Origin of the sequence: Paenibacillus sp. USHLN196 (genome assembly GCF_037144955.1) — a bacterium.
Taxonomy (GTDB): Bacteria; Bacillota; Bacilli; order Paenibacillales; family Paenibacillaceae; genus Paenibacillus; species Paenibacillus xylanexedens_C.
In genome coordinates this window covers 599,292-616,124 of the sequence record NZ_JBBCYH010000002.1, presented here as the reverse complement: position 1 = coordinate 616,124, position 16,833 = coordinate 599,292, and the positions used below count along the sequence as shown (strand labels likewise).

Below are 16,833 nucleotides of genomic sequence, written 5' to 3'. Positions count from 1 at the left end.
TTACCGTTGATCTGCTGCGAATTGAATTCCAGCATCCTTACGCGCACTCATGAGCACACTCATCACAGACTGGCTGTGTTCCAGCAGTTCGTAAGAACGTTCGAGATCTCCACTTGCATGGATATCCCTGAACGCTTGCCACTCATAGTACAGCCAATTGGATTTGGTCTGCGCATTATACGTCTCAGCAGGCTCATTTCCGATCTGAAGCTTGATCTCCCGGCAACCATTTGCTCCTCCCACAACCTGAAGATACCCCTTCTCTCCCTGAATAAGGACAAAGTTCATGCTGCTTGTGTCTTTGGCACCTACACATTCCGCAATAAACTCCGGATATTTAAGAACCACCACACCTGATGTATCAATGCCGTTCGCATGCTGATTCGCGGTATACGATACGGAATTCGGCCTGCCAAACAGATTCATGACCAGATGCAGATTGTAAATATTAATATCCATCAGCGCTCCACCAGAGAATTGTGGATTGAATACGTTCGGTGTCTCCCCTGCCAGCAGATCATTGTATTTGCGCGAGTATTGACTGTAGTTACACTGGATGAGTTTGATTCGACCGAGCTTGGGCAGTTGCTCCTGTATGATTTTAATATTAGGCAGATGAATGTTGGAAATGGCTTCAAACAGCAACAGATTTTTTTCCTTCGCAAGTGCAATCAACGTTTCTGCTTCCTGAAGCGTGGACGTGAACGGTTTTTCACAGACGACATGCTTGCCTTGTTGAAGTGCCTGATAGGCATGTTCGTAATGCATGCTATTCGGTGAAGCAATGTAGATGAGATCTACACTCACATCTGAGAATAGGGATTCCAGGTCCGTATAGATTGTACCGACCCCATACTTACCCGCAAGCTCCTGTGCTGTCTCTCTCTTCCGGGAGTACATCGCTGTACAAGTGACATCCTCCAGTTCATTTATCGCGGATAAAATGGCATCCACAATAGACCCCGTACCAATCGTTGCTATATTCATCGTATTATTTCGCTCCTGTCGTTGGTTTGTCAGTTGGCCTCTGCTCGGGTTGAGTGCTATGTTATCACGATCAAGTCAAGCGGAGAATGCTTTGGGACAGGATTGGCAGCAACATGCGTAATTCGATTTCAGGTTTGAATATGCATGAAATTCAATTTCATTCTCTCTTTTTTCACATTCGAGATCTAACATATCTTCCATTGTTTACCGATATAACATAAGGCGTTAATTACATACATATAGAACGAAGGGGACGATGAAAGAATGAAAACAGGGTATACATACTTACAACGCACCATCTGTACATTGCTGCTCATTACACTGCTTGCAGCAATGACATTGGGAGGCGGAAGCGCAGCCCAAGCAGCTTCACTCAGCCAATCCACAGTGTATTATGAGTCTGACGGAGTCTTGTACAAAGTATCCGCTGATGGCAGTAACACAACAGAAGTATTAATTGATTTCCAAGGTGTGGACTTGCTCGCAGCAGGCTCTTATCTCTACTACACTCAGACTGCCTCTTCTACAACCTTGCTTCGGGTTCCGAATGACGGGTCCAGCGATGCGGCAGAGACATTTGCTACAGATGTACTCAGCTATTATACGGATAACGGGTTCATCTATTATCTGGACGCAACAGGCACGATTTATCGCGCTAATGGCAATAGTGATGCTTCCACTGCCACCAAGATTGCCGACAAGGCCGATACCGATTTTCCGTTTCTCGTGGTCGCCAAAGGGCGTGCCTACTATAATGCATTAGTTAATGGAAACACATGGATCGTCTCCAAAACGTCCAACGGCTCTGGAGCTGTACAGCGCATTGCTGCAGGTGCAGTGGAAAGTCGTTATTTTACCAATCAAGCCAAAAAAGAAATGCAACTGATGGTCAATACCGACCCTTACGAGCAGTTTTACTCCACCAATGCTGTCGTTATGTATAAGGTGAATTACAACACTGGCAAGGCCACTGCGGTTAACCCAAAAGCCAAGTTGGATGTGAATGCTGTATATTCCGGTGGTTGGGGGAACAATCTTTACGTGTATAACAAAGGAATCGCGCTGGATAGTAACAAGGATTACAATTACGCCAAAGGCAAAGCGTTTGCGTTGACGACTTCAGCCAAAACACTTCAGCTTCATAACAAGAGCGTCCGGGAAGTAAGTTCACTCGGTACAGACAAGGTTGTAATTATTGATGCAGACAAAAAGGCTTATGCCAAAACGGTCTCCAGCAACAAAGTGACCAAGTCCGCCAACCTGAACTTGAACAATGTAACGTATGTTGCGAATCAATTGACCAATGGCACACCGACGGCTGCATACATCTCGGGCAACAACGGTCTCTATTCAGTCAACACAGCTCTCAAGGTAACCAAACTTACCAGTGACGAATGGGATGCATTCCATATCAGAGATGATGTTGCCGGTCTGTTCTACATCAATGCCAAAGATCAGTATCGCCTGTATCACGTGCAAACGGGGGGAACTGGCAAAAAAGTAATGAGTGACGTTTTCCTCGACAATATTCTATTGGTAACACCGTACTAACCTATACTGTGGATTCAGGCACATAGCCTATTAAACAGCCTTGTCCATAACAATGAGGATTACCTTGCAGCCATAATGGCTCTTGGTAGTCCTTTTTTGATGTCGAAAACTATTTTTTAAAAACATCTTCCATATGAGAATGATAATTGTTATCATTAAGAAAATAAGACAAAAGGATGGTCCGTATGACTGAACAGTTTCCTTTCATTGCTGAAACCTCATCTCTACCGCTCCTCTCCTCCATGTGCCGTGTGCGTCGTGGGAAGAACTTCCGTGTGCAAGGCAAGATGGTGTCCCGGCCCAAGCTCTGTCTTATTTTGCAAGGAGACGGTGTTCTGGTCCTTAATGATACAGTCTATACGGCTCAAGCCGGCAGCCTGTTCGTGTTGAATCCAGGTACAACCATTGAGGCCGCTGCACGCTCGAAAGTGACCGAATGTATATTGCTAAGCATGGATACTGTTCGTTTGCAGCAAGTCCGTGGTGAATGGAAAATGACCCCTACTCCTGGCTTCCCGCTGGATTGGCAGACAGGCAGATTGCTGGTGCGTCACGAACAGCAGGCTGTATCACGTTTGGAACAACTGTATGAAACCTTTCGCGGTCTTCAACCAGAACACTTTATCAGCATACATAGCCAGCTGCATGAGCTGCTGCAGTTTCTCTCGGAGAATCGGCTGGAAGCCAATCATGAGAAAGTGGACCCTGCCTTGGAACGCAGCATTATGTATATGCGACGCTTCATGAGTGAAGGAATTAGCATGGATCAGCTCGCCAAGATTGCTGGACTCACACCCAGTTCTTATTCTCGCAGTTTCAAGAAAGCCAAGGGCATGTCACCGACCGATTACCTGAACCGTTTACGTATAGACGAAGCCAAAAAACAGCTGACAGCGGAAACGTGTAACATCAAAGACGTCGCGATATCTGTCGGGTATGGCAACGAGTATTATTTTAGCCGCAAATTCAAACAAACCTTGGGGATTGCACCCAGTGTATATATGAAAAGAGATCAACTTCGAGTTGCCACGGCATCCATTATGGGATTCCACGAGAACCTGGCCTCGCTTGGACTGCATCCGGTAGCTGTGCTGGAAGGAGCCCTTGATCGCGATGCCGATGAACAAGAACGCAGATTAACCAGGCAATTCGATCAACTTCGGCAGGCGAAGCCAGACTTGATCATCGGTGACTTTTACCACCAGCCCTATTACGATCGGCTGAAAAGCATTGCACCTACCATCATTTTAGAATCAACAAATGACTGGAAAGAGAACCTTATTCGCATAGCCGAACTGGTTGGACGTGAGAAGCAGGCGTTGCTGAATTTCAAGGAACTTGAGTTTCGCAAGCTTGAGGCAAGCCAAAGCCTACAACTGTATTTCGAACAGGGACGTATTGCTCTGATGCACATTACGAACCAGTCCATCCGCTTGCAGGGATCAGGCGAGGACCCCTTAAATCAGTTGTTGTATGATGAACTGGAGCTCCATCCTGCCCAGCTTGTATCCCCCGAAATCTACAGAAATGAGTATGCGGCAGATAGCATCCCCGTGCTGGACACGGATTACCTATTTATTCATCGTGCTACGCTTCAGCCTGCCAGTGAAAAGGTGTTCCGACGCATGAAACAAACGGCATCGTGGAATCGTTCCCCTGCCGTGTTGCAAGGTAACGTTCACGATATTTCGAATTGGCAACGGTTATGCTGGACTCCGGCTGGACGGCTGCAGATTCTAATTGAACTGGAACAGATTGCCCAACAGTCTGTGGTCTTTTCTCATGCAGGTCTGATCGGACATTAGACGCTGAACATAAGTCGATACGTTGGGCAAGGTTATCTTTTACATCGTGTTCCTTCAATTATAATTCAGTAAGATATTGCACAGGCCAAAGGGCCCTCTCCTATAAAGGAAAGGGCCCTTTGCATGTAATTATGAGTGTTCCTTAATCTCTTCCTTCGGAACCAACTTGTATATCTCTTCGTCTTCCATGGTATCAATTAACCGATCCAACCATTTGTAATATGCTTCCGCTTGCAAAACCTTGTGTTTGTCTTCCATCAGAATGCGGATAAGTTCAGCATCTGCCTGCTCATCCAGATCTTCGACTAAGCGATTCAGTTCGTCAATGGATTTCCGCAGAATCTGAAGGTTACTCTCCACAGCTTTTCTCCATTTGATAGCAAAATAATCCGTAAACGTCTGATGCCAGTCATACTCCACTTCATATAGGTCTTTCCTGGAGCCCTTGCTCCATACTTTATTCACCATTTTCAAATCCAGCAGTGTTCGTACACCTGTACTCATACTCGTTTTGCTCATTTCCATTTCCCGTCCCATATCGTCAAGGGTCATTGGCTTGTCTGCAAAAAATAGCAATCCATATAAGTGTCCCGTTGACAGCGTAACGCCGTAAAGATCCATATTACGTCCAATGGCTTCAATGACGCGTTTACGAATCTTCAGCACGGTTGCCTGCTGTTCCTCTTGTAAATGGTCCAAGCCCATGCTTGCAACCTCCATTCTGAACATTCCACAGTCTTGGCAAAATAATTGCAACACTTTAAAAGTCCTGCTTACATGGGAAAGCATCCGGCCGGACATCCTATATGCCAGAGGGCTTTCTTTCACCCAATGTATGAAAATGGGAACTTTACCAGGCTACAATTGCCTATGACTTTCTTTAACCAAAAAATCTAGCTTCAATTCAGCTCATTTTCTATTGTAGGAAAAGCCTTATCAAATGTAAAGGAACCTCATTAGGCAGAATAAGGAGAATGGCGGAGCATATGGAAGGAAAACTTTGTACAGTTTTTCCTGTACAAACATTATGTACTGTTTATTCGGTTGATATACTGGTTAAGTATTGTTAGAATAAAAAACGTTACCCAGAAAGACGGGAAGCGAAGCAATAATTACCGGATTTCGTGGCTGGGCGCACAAGTGTATGGGCTTGTGGATGCTAAAAGCCGTTCGAAGTGCACAACACATCAGAAGGGGTGAAAACATGACCATACTTGAAGTGAAAAACGTAAGTAAATTGTTTGGACCCCAAACCGAGCAAGGTCTGCAATTACTGGAGCAAGGTTGGGGTAAAGAAAAGTTGGCCAAAGAAAAACAGATAACGGTTGGTGTCAACCGGGTCAACATGGAGATTAAGGAAGGCGAAATTTTCGTTATTATGGGGCTGTCCGGGAGTGGTAAATCCACATTAGTACGGATGTTCAATCGCCTGATTGAACCAACATCCGGAGAAATTCTGGTCCATGGTAAGGATCTTCGCAAGATGAACAAAGAACAATTGCGCGAAGTGCGCCGGAAAACGATCAGCATGGTCTTCCAGAAGTTTGCGTTATTCCCGCACCGTACCGTTCTTGATAATGTGGAGTATGGATTAGAAGTACAAAAAGTAGACAAAGACGTACGCCGTGAGAAGGCGAAAACTTCACTTGAGCTGGTTGGCCTTAAAGGCTGGGAAGACAAAATGCCAGATGAACTCAGTGGCGGGATGCAGCAACGTGTCGGCTTAGCCCGTGCGCTTGCCAATGACCCCGAAGTACTATTAATGGATGAAGCCTTCAGTGCACTTGATCCATTGATTCGCCGTGATATGCAGGATGAGCTGATCGAGCTTCAAGATAAAATGAAAAAGACGATTATTTTCATTACCCATGACTTGGACGAAGCGCTGCGCATCGGCGATCGTATTGCCCTTATGAAAGACGGCGCAGTCGTGCAGATCGGTACACCGGAAGAAATCATGATTCAACCGGCCAACTCTTATGTGGCCCGCTTCGTCGAAGACGTGGATCTGTCCAAGGTTCTTACTGCATCTCATGTGATGCGTCGCCCTGAAACAATTACGCTTGACCGTGGTCCTCGTGTTGCCCTCGAATTAATGCGCGAACGTGGTATTTCCAACCTGTTTGTCATTGACCGTTCGAAGAAACTGCTTGGTGTTATTACAGCAGAAGATGCTACCCGTGCGATGCGCGAAAACAAAGTATTGAACGACATTCTGATCACGGACGGACCGACGGTGTCGCCTGAGACCCTGATTCATGAATTGTTCGAAATTGTAAGTTCAGCCCATGTGCCTCTCGCTGTTGTTGGTGAGAATGGCCGTCTGCAAGGTGTTATCGTCCGCGGTGCCCTGCTGGGTGCACTTAGCGGTGAAGTTGCAGTAAAGGAGGAACTTGTGAATGATTCCCAAAATACCACTAGCATCGTGGATTGAATCCATCGTTGACTGGATGAGCTCCTCGCTCTCCGGATTGTTTAACGTAATCTCTATTGTCATTCAGGAAGTGGTCGGATTCTTCTCCGGGCTGTTCATGCTGCCACATCCACTCCTATTCATTGCGATATTGGGTGTTCTTGCGTTCCTCGTAGGTCGACTCCCACTTACACTGTTCACGGTGATCGGGTTCTTGCTCGTAGACAACTTGGGCTACTGGTCCCAATCGATGGACACACTCGGACTGGTTATCACTTCAGGTTTGGTTTCGATCCTGCTTGGTGTACCGGTCGGAATCTGGCTCGCATACAGTAAAACTGCGGCGCGTATCATTACACCGCTGCTTGACTTCATGCAGACGATGCCTGCATTTGTCTACTTGCTGCCTGCGGTTACGTTCTTTAGCCTTGGTGTCGTTCCAGGTGTTATCGCGTCCGTTATATTTGCGATTCCGCCAACGATTCGTCTGACTCACCTGGGTATCAGACAGGTATCTGGCGAATTGGTTGAAGCAGCCGATGCATTCGGCTCAACTTCCATGCAAAAATTGTTCAAAGTACAGCTTCCACTCGCTTTGCCTACCGTGATGTCCGGTATTAACCAGACCATCATGCTGTCACTGTCCATGGTTGTTATTGCATCCATGATTGGTGCACAGGGTATTGGTGCGGAAGTATATCGTGCGGTAACACAGCTGCAAATCGGTAAAGGTTTTGAAGCCGGTCTTGCTGTTGTCGTACTCGCGATTGTGCTGGACCGCTTTACACAAAATCTGTTTATGCCTGGTCGCAAAAAGACCTCACGCATTACAACCAAGCAAAAAGCGTGGATCACTGCTGCCGCAACATTCCTTGTGTTAGTAGCTGGTTTCTCACAATACTTCGTTGGTGGCACGACTTCCGCTGGCGGCAACAACTCAGGAGCCAATGCTGTAGGTGAAGAAGTGAACTATCAGATTATTGGTATCGATCCAGGGGCTGGTATCATGAAGTCCGCAGCAAAAGCGATCGAAGACTATAACCTGACTGACTGGACTCTGATTGAAGGCTCTGGTGCAGCCATGACGGCCACGCTGGACAAAGCGATCAAAAATGAAGACCCAATCATTATTACAGGTTGGACTCCACACTGGATGTTCAACAAATATGATCTGAAATATCTGGAAGATCCAGAGAAATCTTTCGGTGATGCTGAAGAAATTCACACCATCGCCCGTAAAGGTCTGAAAGAAGATCACCCTGTTGCGTTTGAATTCCTGTCCCGTTTCCAATGGACCTCGGATGAAATGGGTGAAATGATGACTGCTATCCAGGATGGCACATCCGCAGAAGAAGCAGCTAAAGCTTATGCGGAGAAACATGCCGATCAGATTGCTGAGTGGACCAAAGGTCTGACTCCAGTGAACGGTGATGCATTCAAACTGAGTTATGTGGCTTGGGATTCCGAAATCGCAAGTACCAACTTGCTGAAATATGTGATGGAAAACAACTTGGGTTATAAAGTTAACGCTCTGCAAGTCGAAGCCGGACCAATGTGGACGGGTGTTGCCTCAGGCGACGTAGATGCCTCTCCAGCAGCTTGGCTGCCATTGACACACGCTGACTACTGGGAACGTTACAAAGACCAGGTGGACGATCTGGGTGCCAACATGACGGGTGTACGTACAGGACTCGTGGTTCCTAGTTACATGACTGAAGTAAATTCGATTGAAGATCTGGAGACAGGTGCTGCTTCTTCCACTCCATCGGCAAGTGCTAATGTGGGCGAAGAGGTTAATCACCAAATCGTTGGTATTGATCCAGGTGCAGGTCTTATGAAAGCTACGGCAAATGCGATTGAGCATTATGAATTGTCTAATTGGAATCTGATCGAAGGCTCTGGAGCCGCGATGACTGCATCGCTCGATAAAGCTTATAAAAATGAGGAGCCCATCATCGTTACGGGTTGGACTCCACACTGGATGTTCAATCAGTATGATCTGAAGTATCTGGACGATCCCGACTTAATTTTTGGCGATGCAGAGGAAGTTCACACGGTTGGACGTAAGGGAATCAAAGAAGATCATCCCGTTGCCTATGAGTTCTTCTCTCGCTTTAATTGGACTGCGGATCAAATGAGTGAAATCATGGTAGACATTCAAAAGGGCGTTTCGCCTGAAGAAGCTGCCAAGACTTATGCAGAAAAACATCCGGACCAAATTGAAGAGTGGACCAAGGGGTTAACCCCTGTTAATGGTGACAATTTACGTCTCGGTTATGTTGCATGGGACTCTGAAATTGCGAGTACCAATCTGATGAAGTATGTGCTGGAGACGGATCTGGGTTACACCGTCAAAGCCCTACAAGTCGAAGCTGGTCCAATGTGGGCAGGCTTAGCAGCAGGCGATATCGATGCTTCTCCAGCCGTTTGGCTCCCACTTACACATGGAGACTACTGGAAAACATATGGAGACAAGATTGAAGATATCGCTGTCAGTATGACTGGAGTCAAGCAAGGTCTGGTTGTTCCAACGTATATGGATATCAACTCTGTTGAAGACTTAAAAGTTAATTAAACCAGATTGAGATGAATAAACCTGAATTTGGTAGAAAGGCCACCGAAATTATTCGGTGGCCTTTTTCTGTCATCTTTTTTCTTCTGTCTTCCTCTGGCTATCTTGAACTACGTGAAATTACACGATTCTCTCTTACCGTTGTCCTGCCTTGCTTGGAACGAAAATTCGGAAAAATCTGCTTCCTTCGGAGTTTTTCAGACACGCCCTAGTAAAAAAACAGCTTGCAGATGGAAGTCTGCAAGCTGTTCTAAACCGTCTGTATCATACGTCTTTACTGCTTTTGCCACTCGCTTGCCGACAATAGCAGGGTCACCACTTCAGCACGCGTTGCTTCTGCGAGTGGGTTGAACCTATTCTGCCCTGTTCCTTTCACCAGTCCTGCATCATATGCAGCAGCGATATATGGAACAGCCCAAGCGGGTACTTTATCTGCATCCGCAAAGCTCAGTGCAGGATTAGAATGTACCGGAAGACCGAGTGCTCTTACGAGCATAACCGTCATCTCTACCCGCGATACTTTGCCCGATGAACGGAAAGTATCATCCGTATACCCGCTAATGATGCCTTGCTCCACTGCCTGAGCAATAAAGGATTGCGCCCATGTAGGTATGCCAGCAGCATCCTTAAACGTCAATGCCTTGTTGCTGGCTGGGAGTTCAAATGCTCTTGCCAGCATAACAATGAATTCGGCGCGTGTGGCTGGTGCATTCGGACGGAAATTACCATCCTGATACCCGTTCACAATTCCCCGGGAAATGGCCTGTTCAATGGCAACAGCTGCCCAGTGATTCCCGATGTCCTTCAGGTCTACAACCGGAGTGGTTGGAGTAGTTCCTCCTCCATTACCCGGAACGGTTGGCGTAGTTGGGTTCGTAGGATTGGTTGGTGTAGTCGGTGGGGTTGGAGTTACAGGCGTAGTCGGTGTTGTAGAACCTCCACCACTATTACCACTGCCCGGATCACTTCCATTATTCCCGCCACCATTACCAGGGTTGCTGCCATTTCCGTCTCCTGGAAGTGATGTTCCTTTCAAATCCGTACTACGTCCTTCCGTCTCTTGGTTCACTGTACCTACACGGTCCAGATGTTCATGGAAGATTTCATAATCGACCAGATTCAATTCGTAGAATCGATTATCATCTTTTGCCGTTCTCATAGCACGATAGAAATCTCCACCGTTAGCCATGAATGAATTGGTAGCGACGATATAGTACCCGTTCTGATCGATATCCGAGTACGTACCATCTGCCTTCTTAATCTGAACTTTGACCACACGTTGACCGACTTGGGTCACGGTGTTGTTCGTTGCATCCATTTTCTCGCCTGGCTTCGTAGAATCGTAGTAGAACCGCATGCCTGCCACTTGCGGGAAGCGTCCTTCTCCCGTTTCCACACCACTAACGCCATTTTCCAGCGCGGCTGTGATTTCCTTGCCTGTCATTTTCAGCGCAGACAGGTTATTACCGAATGGCATCACAGTCAGGAGATTGCCCAGCGTAATATCACCTGTCTGGAATGAAGCTCGAATACCACCGCCATTCTGGATCGCGACGTATCCTTTGACATCGTTTTCCTGCACAATGGATTTCACTTTCTCCAGCATACCGTCTGTCATCAAGTTTCCTAAATTGGTTTCCTGTTTCCGCACAGTGCCACGTTCTCCATCCAGGAAGACATTCGTTTTACCAATAACCGTTTTCTTGAACTGTTCCAACTGAGGGGCATATTCATTCAACTTGTTCGCGGCTTCCACATCATCAGCATAGATGAATTGGTTGGCAGCATCTTTCGCATCCAGACTCAACAATTTGCCGTTCCACTTCTTCAATATACCGGCTTCATCAAACGTAACATCCAATTGACCAAGAGAGACGTCATATTCCCCGGTTTGCACAACCAATGTTGGCTCATCTTTGCTGCCTACAACAATAGGTTTCTTCAGAATGGTGTGTGAATGACCACCTACCACAATATCGATCCCTTCTACGGCTTCAGCCAATTTTAGATCCTCTGAGTAGCCAAGGTGAGTTAAAGCAATGATTTTATTGATACCTTCATTTTGCAGCATCTGTACAGTCGCTTGTGCACTTGCCTTGTAATCCGCAAACTTCAAGTCATCTCCCGGTGAAGAAAGAGATACTGTGTCCGGTGTCGTCAGTCCGAAAATACCGACTCGCTCACCATTCACTTCCGTGATAATCGCCGGATAGATTTCGGCTTTTTCACCCGGATCACCGATGCTATTGTTGTACAAACCACTCAAGCTCGCATCTTTTGAATAATCAATATTGGCACTCACGAACGGGAAATCTGCTTTTTCAATAAATGCTTTCAGTACACTTGGACCTTTATCAAACTCATGGTTACCAAAAGTCATGGCATCGTATCCGATCATGTTCATGAATTCCAGATCAGCCAGACCGTTAAACAGATTGAAGTACAATGTGCCTGAGAAAACGTCCCCTGCATCCAGTACCAAAGTGTTATCATTGCGCGCTTCCTTAATTGCCGTTACTCGGCGCGGGATGTTATCCAGATGCGCATGCGTATCATTCGTGTGAAGTACGCGCAGGTTGAAGTCCCCTTCTTCCACGGGATCTCCAATACTTAATTGTGCGAGTAGTGGATCATGGTCGCTCACCCGTCCATCCGCTGTCTCAAAATCGGCATTCACATGTACCACTTCGATGGCTGCCGTCTCAGTCAGGTTTTTACTCACCAGAATGTGATCCAGTGTCTGAGAGTTTCCATCATAGATGTAGGAGTAACGCTGATTCTCTGGCAGTTGGTTTACCAAGTTGTCCAGTTCATTACCTTCAACAATGTTCAAGGTATTCGAGAATTGGAAGTCGTTAAAATCGCCAAGTACAGCGACATTTACGTCAGGGTCTTTGTTCAGTAACTCTTTCACAAAGCCATTGACCAGCGCAGCTTGCTTCGCACGTTGAACTTCACTGCTTCGAGTCGCAGGTTGTATGCTTCCAAAAGGTTTCAGGTCTCCACCTTTGGAATTGAAATGGTTGGCAATCACGACTACACGTTCACCATTGAATTCAAATTCCGCTGCGAGCGGTTTGCGAGAGCTGGCGAATGCCTCATCCTCTGGTGCAATACGACCCGGATTATTGGAGAGACTGCCGTCAGCTTTGACTGTGATCGCTGTCGTAGCATTACCTTTTCCGATACCCGTAGCCAAGGATACACGGTTAGGTTGATAAAGGAATCCTACACGAATATTGGCACCCGGTGCCCCGCCATCCTTGTTATTTTCCGGAGAAATCTCACTATATCGATATGTTGGTCCGTTGTTCGCTTTGATTGCATCAATTAGAGTCTGGAAACTAGCATCTGCCACTGTTGTACCTGTATCGGCATCACCATCGTTATCCTGAACTTCCATAATGCCAATGATGTCTGGCGTGTTCAAATTATCCACGATGATTTTGCCGATTTTATTGGCTCGTGTTGCATCCTTTTTGCTGAAGTTCTCCACATTAAACGTGGCAATAGTTAGTTTATCTGCTGCCTTCTCAATGGAAGTAGTCGCTTGTTTCGTTTCTCCTGGGATGACTACTGGCAAATTCCCTTCAGGACTCACCTTGAAATTGCCGCTAGAGTATGTCATTACTCCGATTACATTACCATCCAACTTATCGCCTGTTTTTACTGCTTTGGAAGGTTTCTTACTGATAAATAGACGCTGCGGATTGAGATCACTCTCATTCATACCTTTCTTGTTATCGGTCAGAATAACACCACCATTAGGCGTGCGAAGTGGATTGTTCTCACCATTATCCACGACAACGGCCAGACCCGGTTGACTGGAGTAAGGACCTATAATCTCAGGCTTTTCCAATTCAACGCGCATGCCTTCGAGACTTTCATAAAAGTCTATGGCATCCTTCTCTGGGTTAAACTCTCCAAAAGAGTCCGAGTCAATGACTGTTGGAATGATTCGTCCATTGACACCCAACTTCACAGGTGCAGGCAGTTCGACTTGATCTAACACTTTTACAATGTTACTCCCCGTAATTTGCGTGGTGGTTAATTCGTTAACCGCCCCATATTCCGTAACTTTCCCAGATACCTTCACCTGGTTGCCAACGATAACTCCATGACTCGGTTTATATACCTGAATGGCTTCGGAGGTCCGATCATCCTCGTCAATCTCATCCGTAAGCTCTTGCATGTAAAAACTGCTTGTACTGACGGAGGTAACAATACCTTCGATATCTTTAACATCATATCCGTTAAAAACAGAGGTATGTCCTGCACCCTGAATATCATGGATACGCAAGTTTTCTTTATCAGGAAGTACTTGATACATAAAGGTGTACACTTCACTAGATTGTCCATTAAGAATGGCAACAGCTTTGATTACGATGTCTTGATCAATCACCAATGGGCTGTTATACACGGCAGAAGAAGAAGTAGGTTCGGTTCCATCCGTTGTGTAATGTACGACTGCACCCTTTGCTGGAGAGGTTAATGTGACTTCATTGTTTCGGGGAATCCCGCCGGACGGAACACTTACTATCACAGACAGGCTATTTTCTACAACATCTGCGGCTGTTCTAGGCAAAATCTCTAATCCGTAATTACTGTTGAACGTGAGAACACCTTGCACATATTCGTAGGTTTTGCCGACAGTTAGCGCGTTAGGGAAGTTTTTGGCATAGATCGTCATCTCAGCACCATGACTATCCGTCGCGTAGAACGTCGAACTACTGCCACGTGTTACCTGAATATCTCTTACTTCGACAAACATTCCCTCATACTTTTCGCCCGCACCCTTGTTACTTTGGTCTGCTGGTCTGACAAAGTCTGTGGACACCATATTTTTGGGTCCGGGGAGTGTTATATTTTGCTCAGTTACCTTCATGTATCCTTCGGTAAAACCTGACTTATCCTTCTCGATCTGGACGAGTCCGCTGTAGTGGGTAATTGGACCATACACTTCAATGCGATCCCCCACGTCAACTTGATTCTTCGCTCGGACTACAATGCCAGCTTCTTCGTCTTGAATATAATAATTCGTGAATTCTCCGGAGAGTTCACTGTACGTTACGACACCTGAAACGGCTACATTTGTATTTGGTGCAAGTATTCGCGCATCAGCAATGGGTATGATTCCAGCCCCGTCTGCTTCCTGCACTTCTGAGTTATCCGCCTCAGCTGGTTCCTCACTTCCAGTTCCATCCAAATCATCATCTTCGTTAGTCGGTGACTCTAGGTCTGACGATTCTTCAGTTGGGACAGCATCCGGTATGGAGGTCTCCTGATCACTTGTTTGCGGCTGTTCCGTTACTACATTTTCCTCATCAGCATATACGGTGCTACTTAATCCACCGATTGGTGCCGCACCTGTAACGACAAGAACGAAAACCAGAAACCTTTGTGCCCAACGTTTCACTTGCGTGTTGTTCATTCGTCCTACCCCCATGTTTTCAACTTGGCAATCATTTGTTCAGCCAGCTTGTACATTAGTTCAAATATAAGATAACTGAATAACAGAGTTGTGTAAACAATAATTCTTCGTTATGAAAGAAAATAGAACATGTACATTACAAAAAGAAACCATTTTCTATTATTCAAAGCTAAACAGGACTAATTCCAGATCGAAGTTATGTCTTTTTGATCTTTTTAAGTCATGTTCATGTGCACATCAAATCATTTGTGTTAGATATTCTAACATAACGATTTGAATTATTTAGTTTTTCGACAATTAGTGACGGCAACTATCTATCTCTTTTCAAAAAAAATCAGACTTAAGGCTTATAGCAAATTTCAAGATACAGGCATAGCAATGCGACGATCAGGACTGATCGCCGCATCTTTATTTTGATATTAACCTACTGTTACTTCTTCACCGTGCTATTATATTGCGCAATCTTGTCTGTAATTTGTTTAGCTGCTGCATCCAATGCTTCCTGTGGTGTACCTTGTCCATTCAGGACCGTTTCAATCGCTCCTTCGACAAGTTGTCTCGCTTCAGGGAATACACCCATTAATGCCCCGGAAGTTGCTGTCGAATCCGCGGAAGCGTGCAATTGGTCGACTGCTGTCTGGAATTGCGGGTACTTCGCCATATTATCCTTTAATACTTGCTCTTCGTAAGCTGCTGTCGTAATTGGGAAGTATCCTGTCGCAACGCTCCAGTTCGCTTGTACCTCTGGTGTAGCCAAGTACTTGATGAACTCCCATGCCGCTTGCTGTTGTGCTTCCGATTTGTTGTTCATGATGTACAAGCTCGCTCCACCCACCACAACGCCGCCTTCTTTGGCATCCGCTGGACGAGGCAGGAAACCTGTTCCCAGTTCAAACTTGCCACCTGAACCTTCTACGATTTTGCGCAGGCCAGCTGTGGAATCCATGGTCATACCGATTTGTTGTGCTGTAAATGCTGCTGTCGTATCGTCTGTGCTACGCCCCAGATTGGAGAGGGTTTTCTCGTCGATCATCTTTTTCCACCATGTTAATGTCTTCACTCCAGCTTCCGAGTTCAACAGAGACTCTGTAGCGGCTTCGGTTCTTCCGTTTCCATTGTTTACATAATCTGCATTCTGGTTCGCAAAGAATTGTTCCATAAACCAGCCGTAGATCGCCATGGATGCGCCTGGCTTACCGTCTTTCGCCAATGCTTTCGCTGCTTGTTCAAACTCTTCATATGTCTTCGGCGGGTTCTCCGGGTCCAGACCTGCTGCTTTGAACATATCCTTGTTGTAGTAAAGGATCGGGTTCGATGTGTTAAACGGCATGGCGTTCAACTTGCCATCAATGGTGTAATACCGGATAATGTTTGGCTCCAGTTGGGACAGGTCGAACTGATCCTTGTCGATGAACTGCTGTACTGGCGTAATCATGCCTGAATCGATCATGAACTTGCTACCAATCTCGTAGACCTGGATAATGTCTGGACCGCTGTCTGAGCCCATGGATGCTTTGAGTTTGTTCAGACTTTCATCGTACTTCCCTTGATAGATGGGCTTCACCTGAATGTCTGGATGACTTGCGTTAAAGTCGGAAGCGAGCTGGTTTATCGCTTTTTCCCCTGCACCCGACATGGAGTGCCACCACGTCAATTGTGTTGTTTCAGCTGCGGCCGCTTCTGCTGGTGCTCCACTTGCCGGGCTGCTTGTTTCTGCTTTCGTTCCGCAAGCGGAAATGACCAACATTAGAGCAGCCAGCATGAATGCGAATGCACCTCTTTTTTTCAGACGAAATCCGTTCATAATCGCTCTCCTTTTATATGGCTCGCTTCAGAATAAATCTGGAGATTGACACGGCGTGGCCGTTACGGTTACGAATCGTTCTTCTGATTGCTGTTATCCCCGGATTTTTTTATATCCCCTTTTAGAGGGGAAAATCCGTGTATAAAGGCAAACGCTTTGCTTCTTCAGAATCGATTTCGTCCCCTCCACTACTACCGTGGTTTCTCTCTTAAGATCTTATTTCAAGACGCGAGCCTTGTTTATTCGCTCCTGGTAACCAAACCGTGGACC

General features: G+C 46.2%; 8 protein-coding genes. 4 read left to right on the top strand and 4 right to left on the bottom strand.

What is annotated here, in order from left to right; all coding sequences use genetic code 11:
- Complete coding sequence (locus WFI24_RS06055) at window positions 1-987, bottom strand: Gfo/Idh/MocA family protein (RefSeq protein WP_336759503.1); 987 nt, start codon at window positions 985-987, stop codon at window positions 1-3.
- A gap of 264 nt (window positions 988-1,251) precedes the next feature.
- Between WFI24_RS06055 and WFI24_RS06050 the strand changes: the two genes are divergently transcribed.
- A complete protein-coding gene (locus WFI24_RS06050; RefSeq protein ID WP_336759501.1) occupies window positions 1,252-2,538 on the top strand; it encodes a DUF5050 domain-containing protein in 1,287 nt (428 codons plus the stop codon).
- A 185-nt stretch (window positions 2,539-2,723) separates the two neighbouring features.
- Complete coding sequence (locus tag WFI24_RS06045; protein ID WP_336759499.1) at window positions 2,724-4,343, top strand: helix-turn-helix domain-containing protein; 1,620 nt, start codon at window positions 2,724-2,726, stop codon at window positions 4,341-4,343.
- 129 nt (window positions 4,344-4,472) lie between these two features.
- Here the strand turns inward: WFI24_RS06045 and WFI24_RS06040 are convergent, their stop codons facing one another.
- Window positions 4,473-5,048 carry a GbsR/MarR family transcriptional regulator gene (locus WFI24_RS06040; protein WP_336759497.1) on the bottom strand — a complete coding sequence of 192 codons (576 nt, stop codon included), beginning with the start codon at window positions 5,046-5,048 and terminating at the stop codon, window positions 4,473-4,475.
- A 499-nt stretch (window positions 5,049-5,547) separates the two neighbouring features.
- On the opposite strand from WFI24_RS06040, the gene WFI24_RS06035 reads away from it, so the two are divergent.
- A complete protein-coding gene (locus WFI24_RS06035; protein WP_336759495.1) occupies window positions 5,548-6,777 on the top strand; it encodes a quaternary amine ABC transporter ATP-binding protein in 1,230 nt (409 codons plus the stop codon).
- Complete coding sequence (locus WFI24_RS06030) at window positions 6,743-9,331, top strand: glycine betaine ABC transporter substrate-binding protein (protein ID WP_336759493.1); 2,589 nt, start codon at window positions 6,743-6,745, stop codon at window positions 9,329-9,331. The genes WFI24_RS06035 and WFI24_RS06030 overlap by 35 nt, the downstream gene beginning before the upstream one ends.
- Before the next feature lie 271 nt (window positions 9,332-9,602).
- On the opposite strand, the gene WFI24_RS06025 is transcribed toward WFI24_RS06030, so the two are convergent.
- Window positions 9,603-14,759, bottom strand: coding sequence for an S-layer homology domain-containing protein (locus WFI24_RS06025; RefSeq protein ID WP_336759491.1), 5,157 nt, complete (start codon window positions 14,757-14,759; stop codon window positions 9,603-9,605).
- Between the two features lie 430 nt (window positions 14,760-15,189).
- Entirely contained in the window at window positions 15,190-16,563 is a 1,374-nt protein-coding gene (locus tag WFI24_RS06020; protein ID WP_336759489.1) for an ABC transporter substrate-binding protein, read from the bottom strand.
- Between the last annotated feature and the right edge of the window lie 270 nt (window positions 16,564-16,833).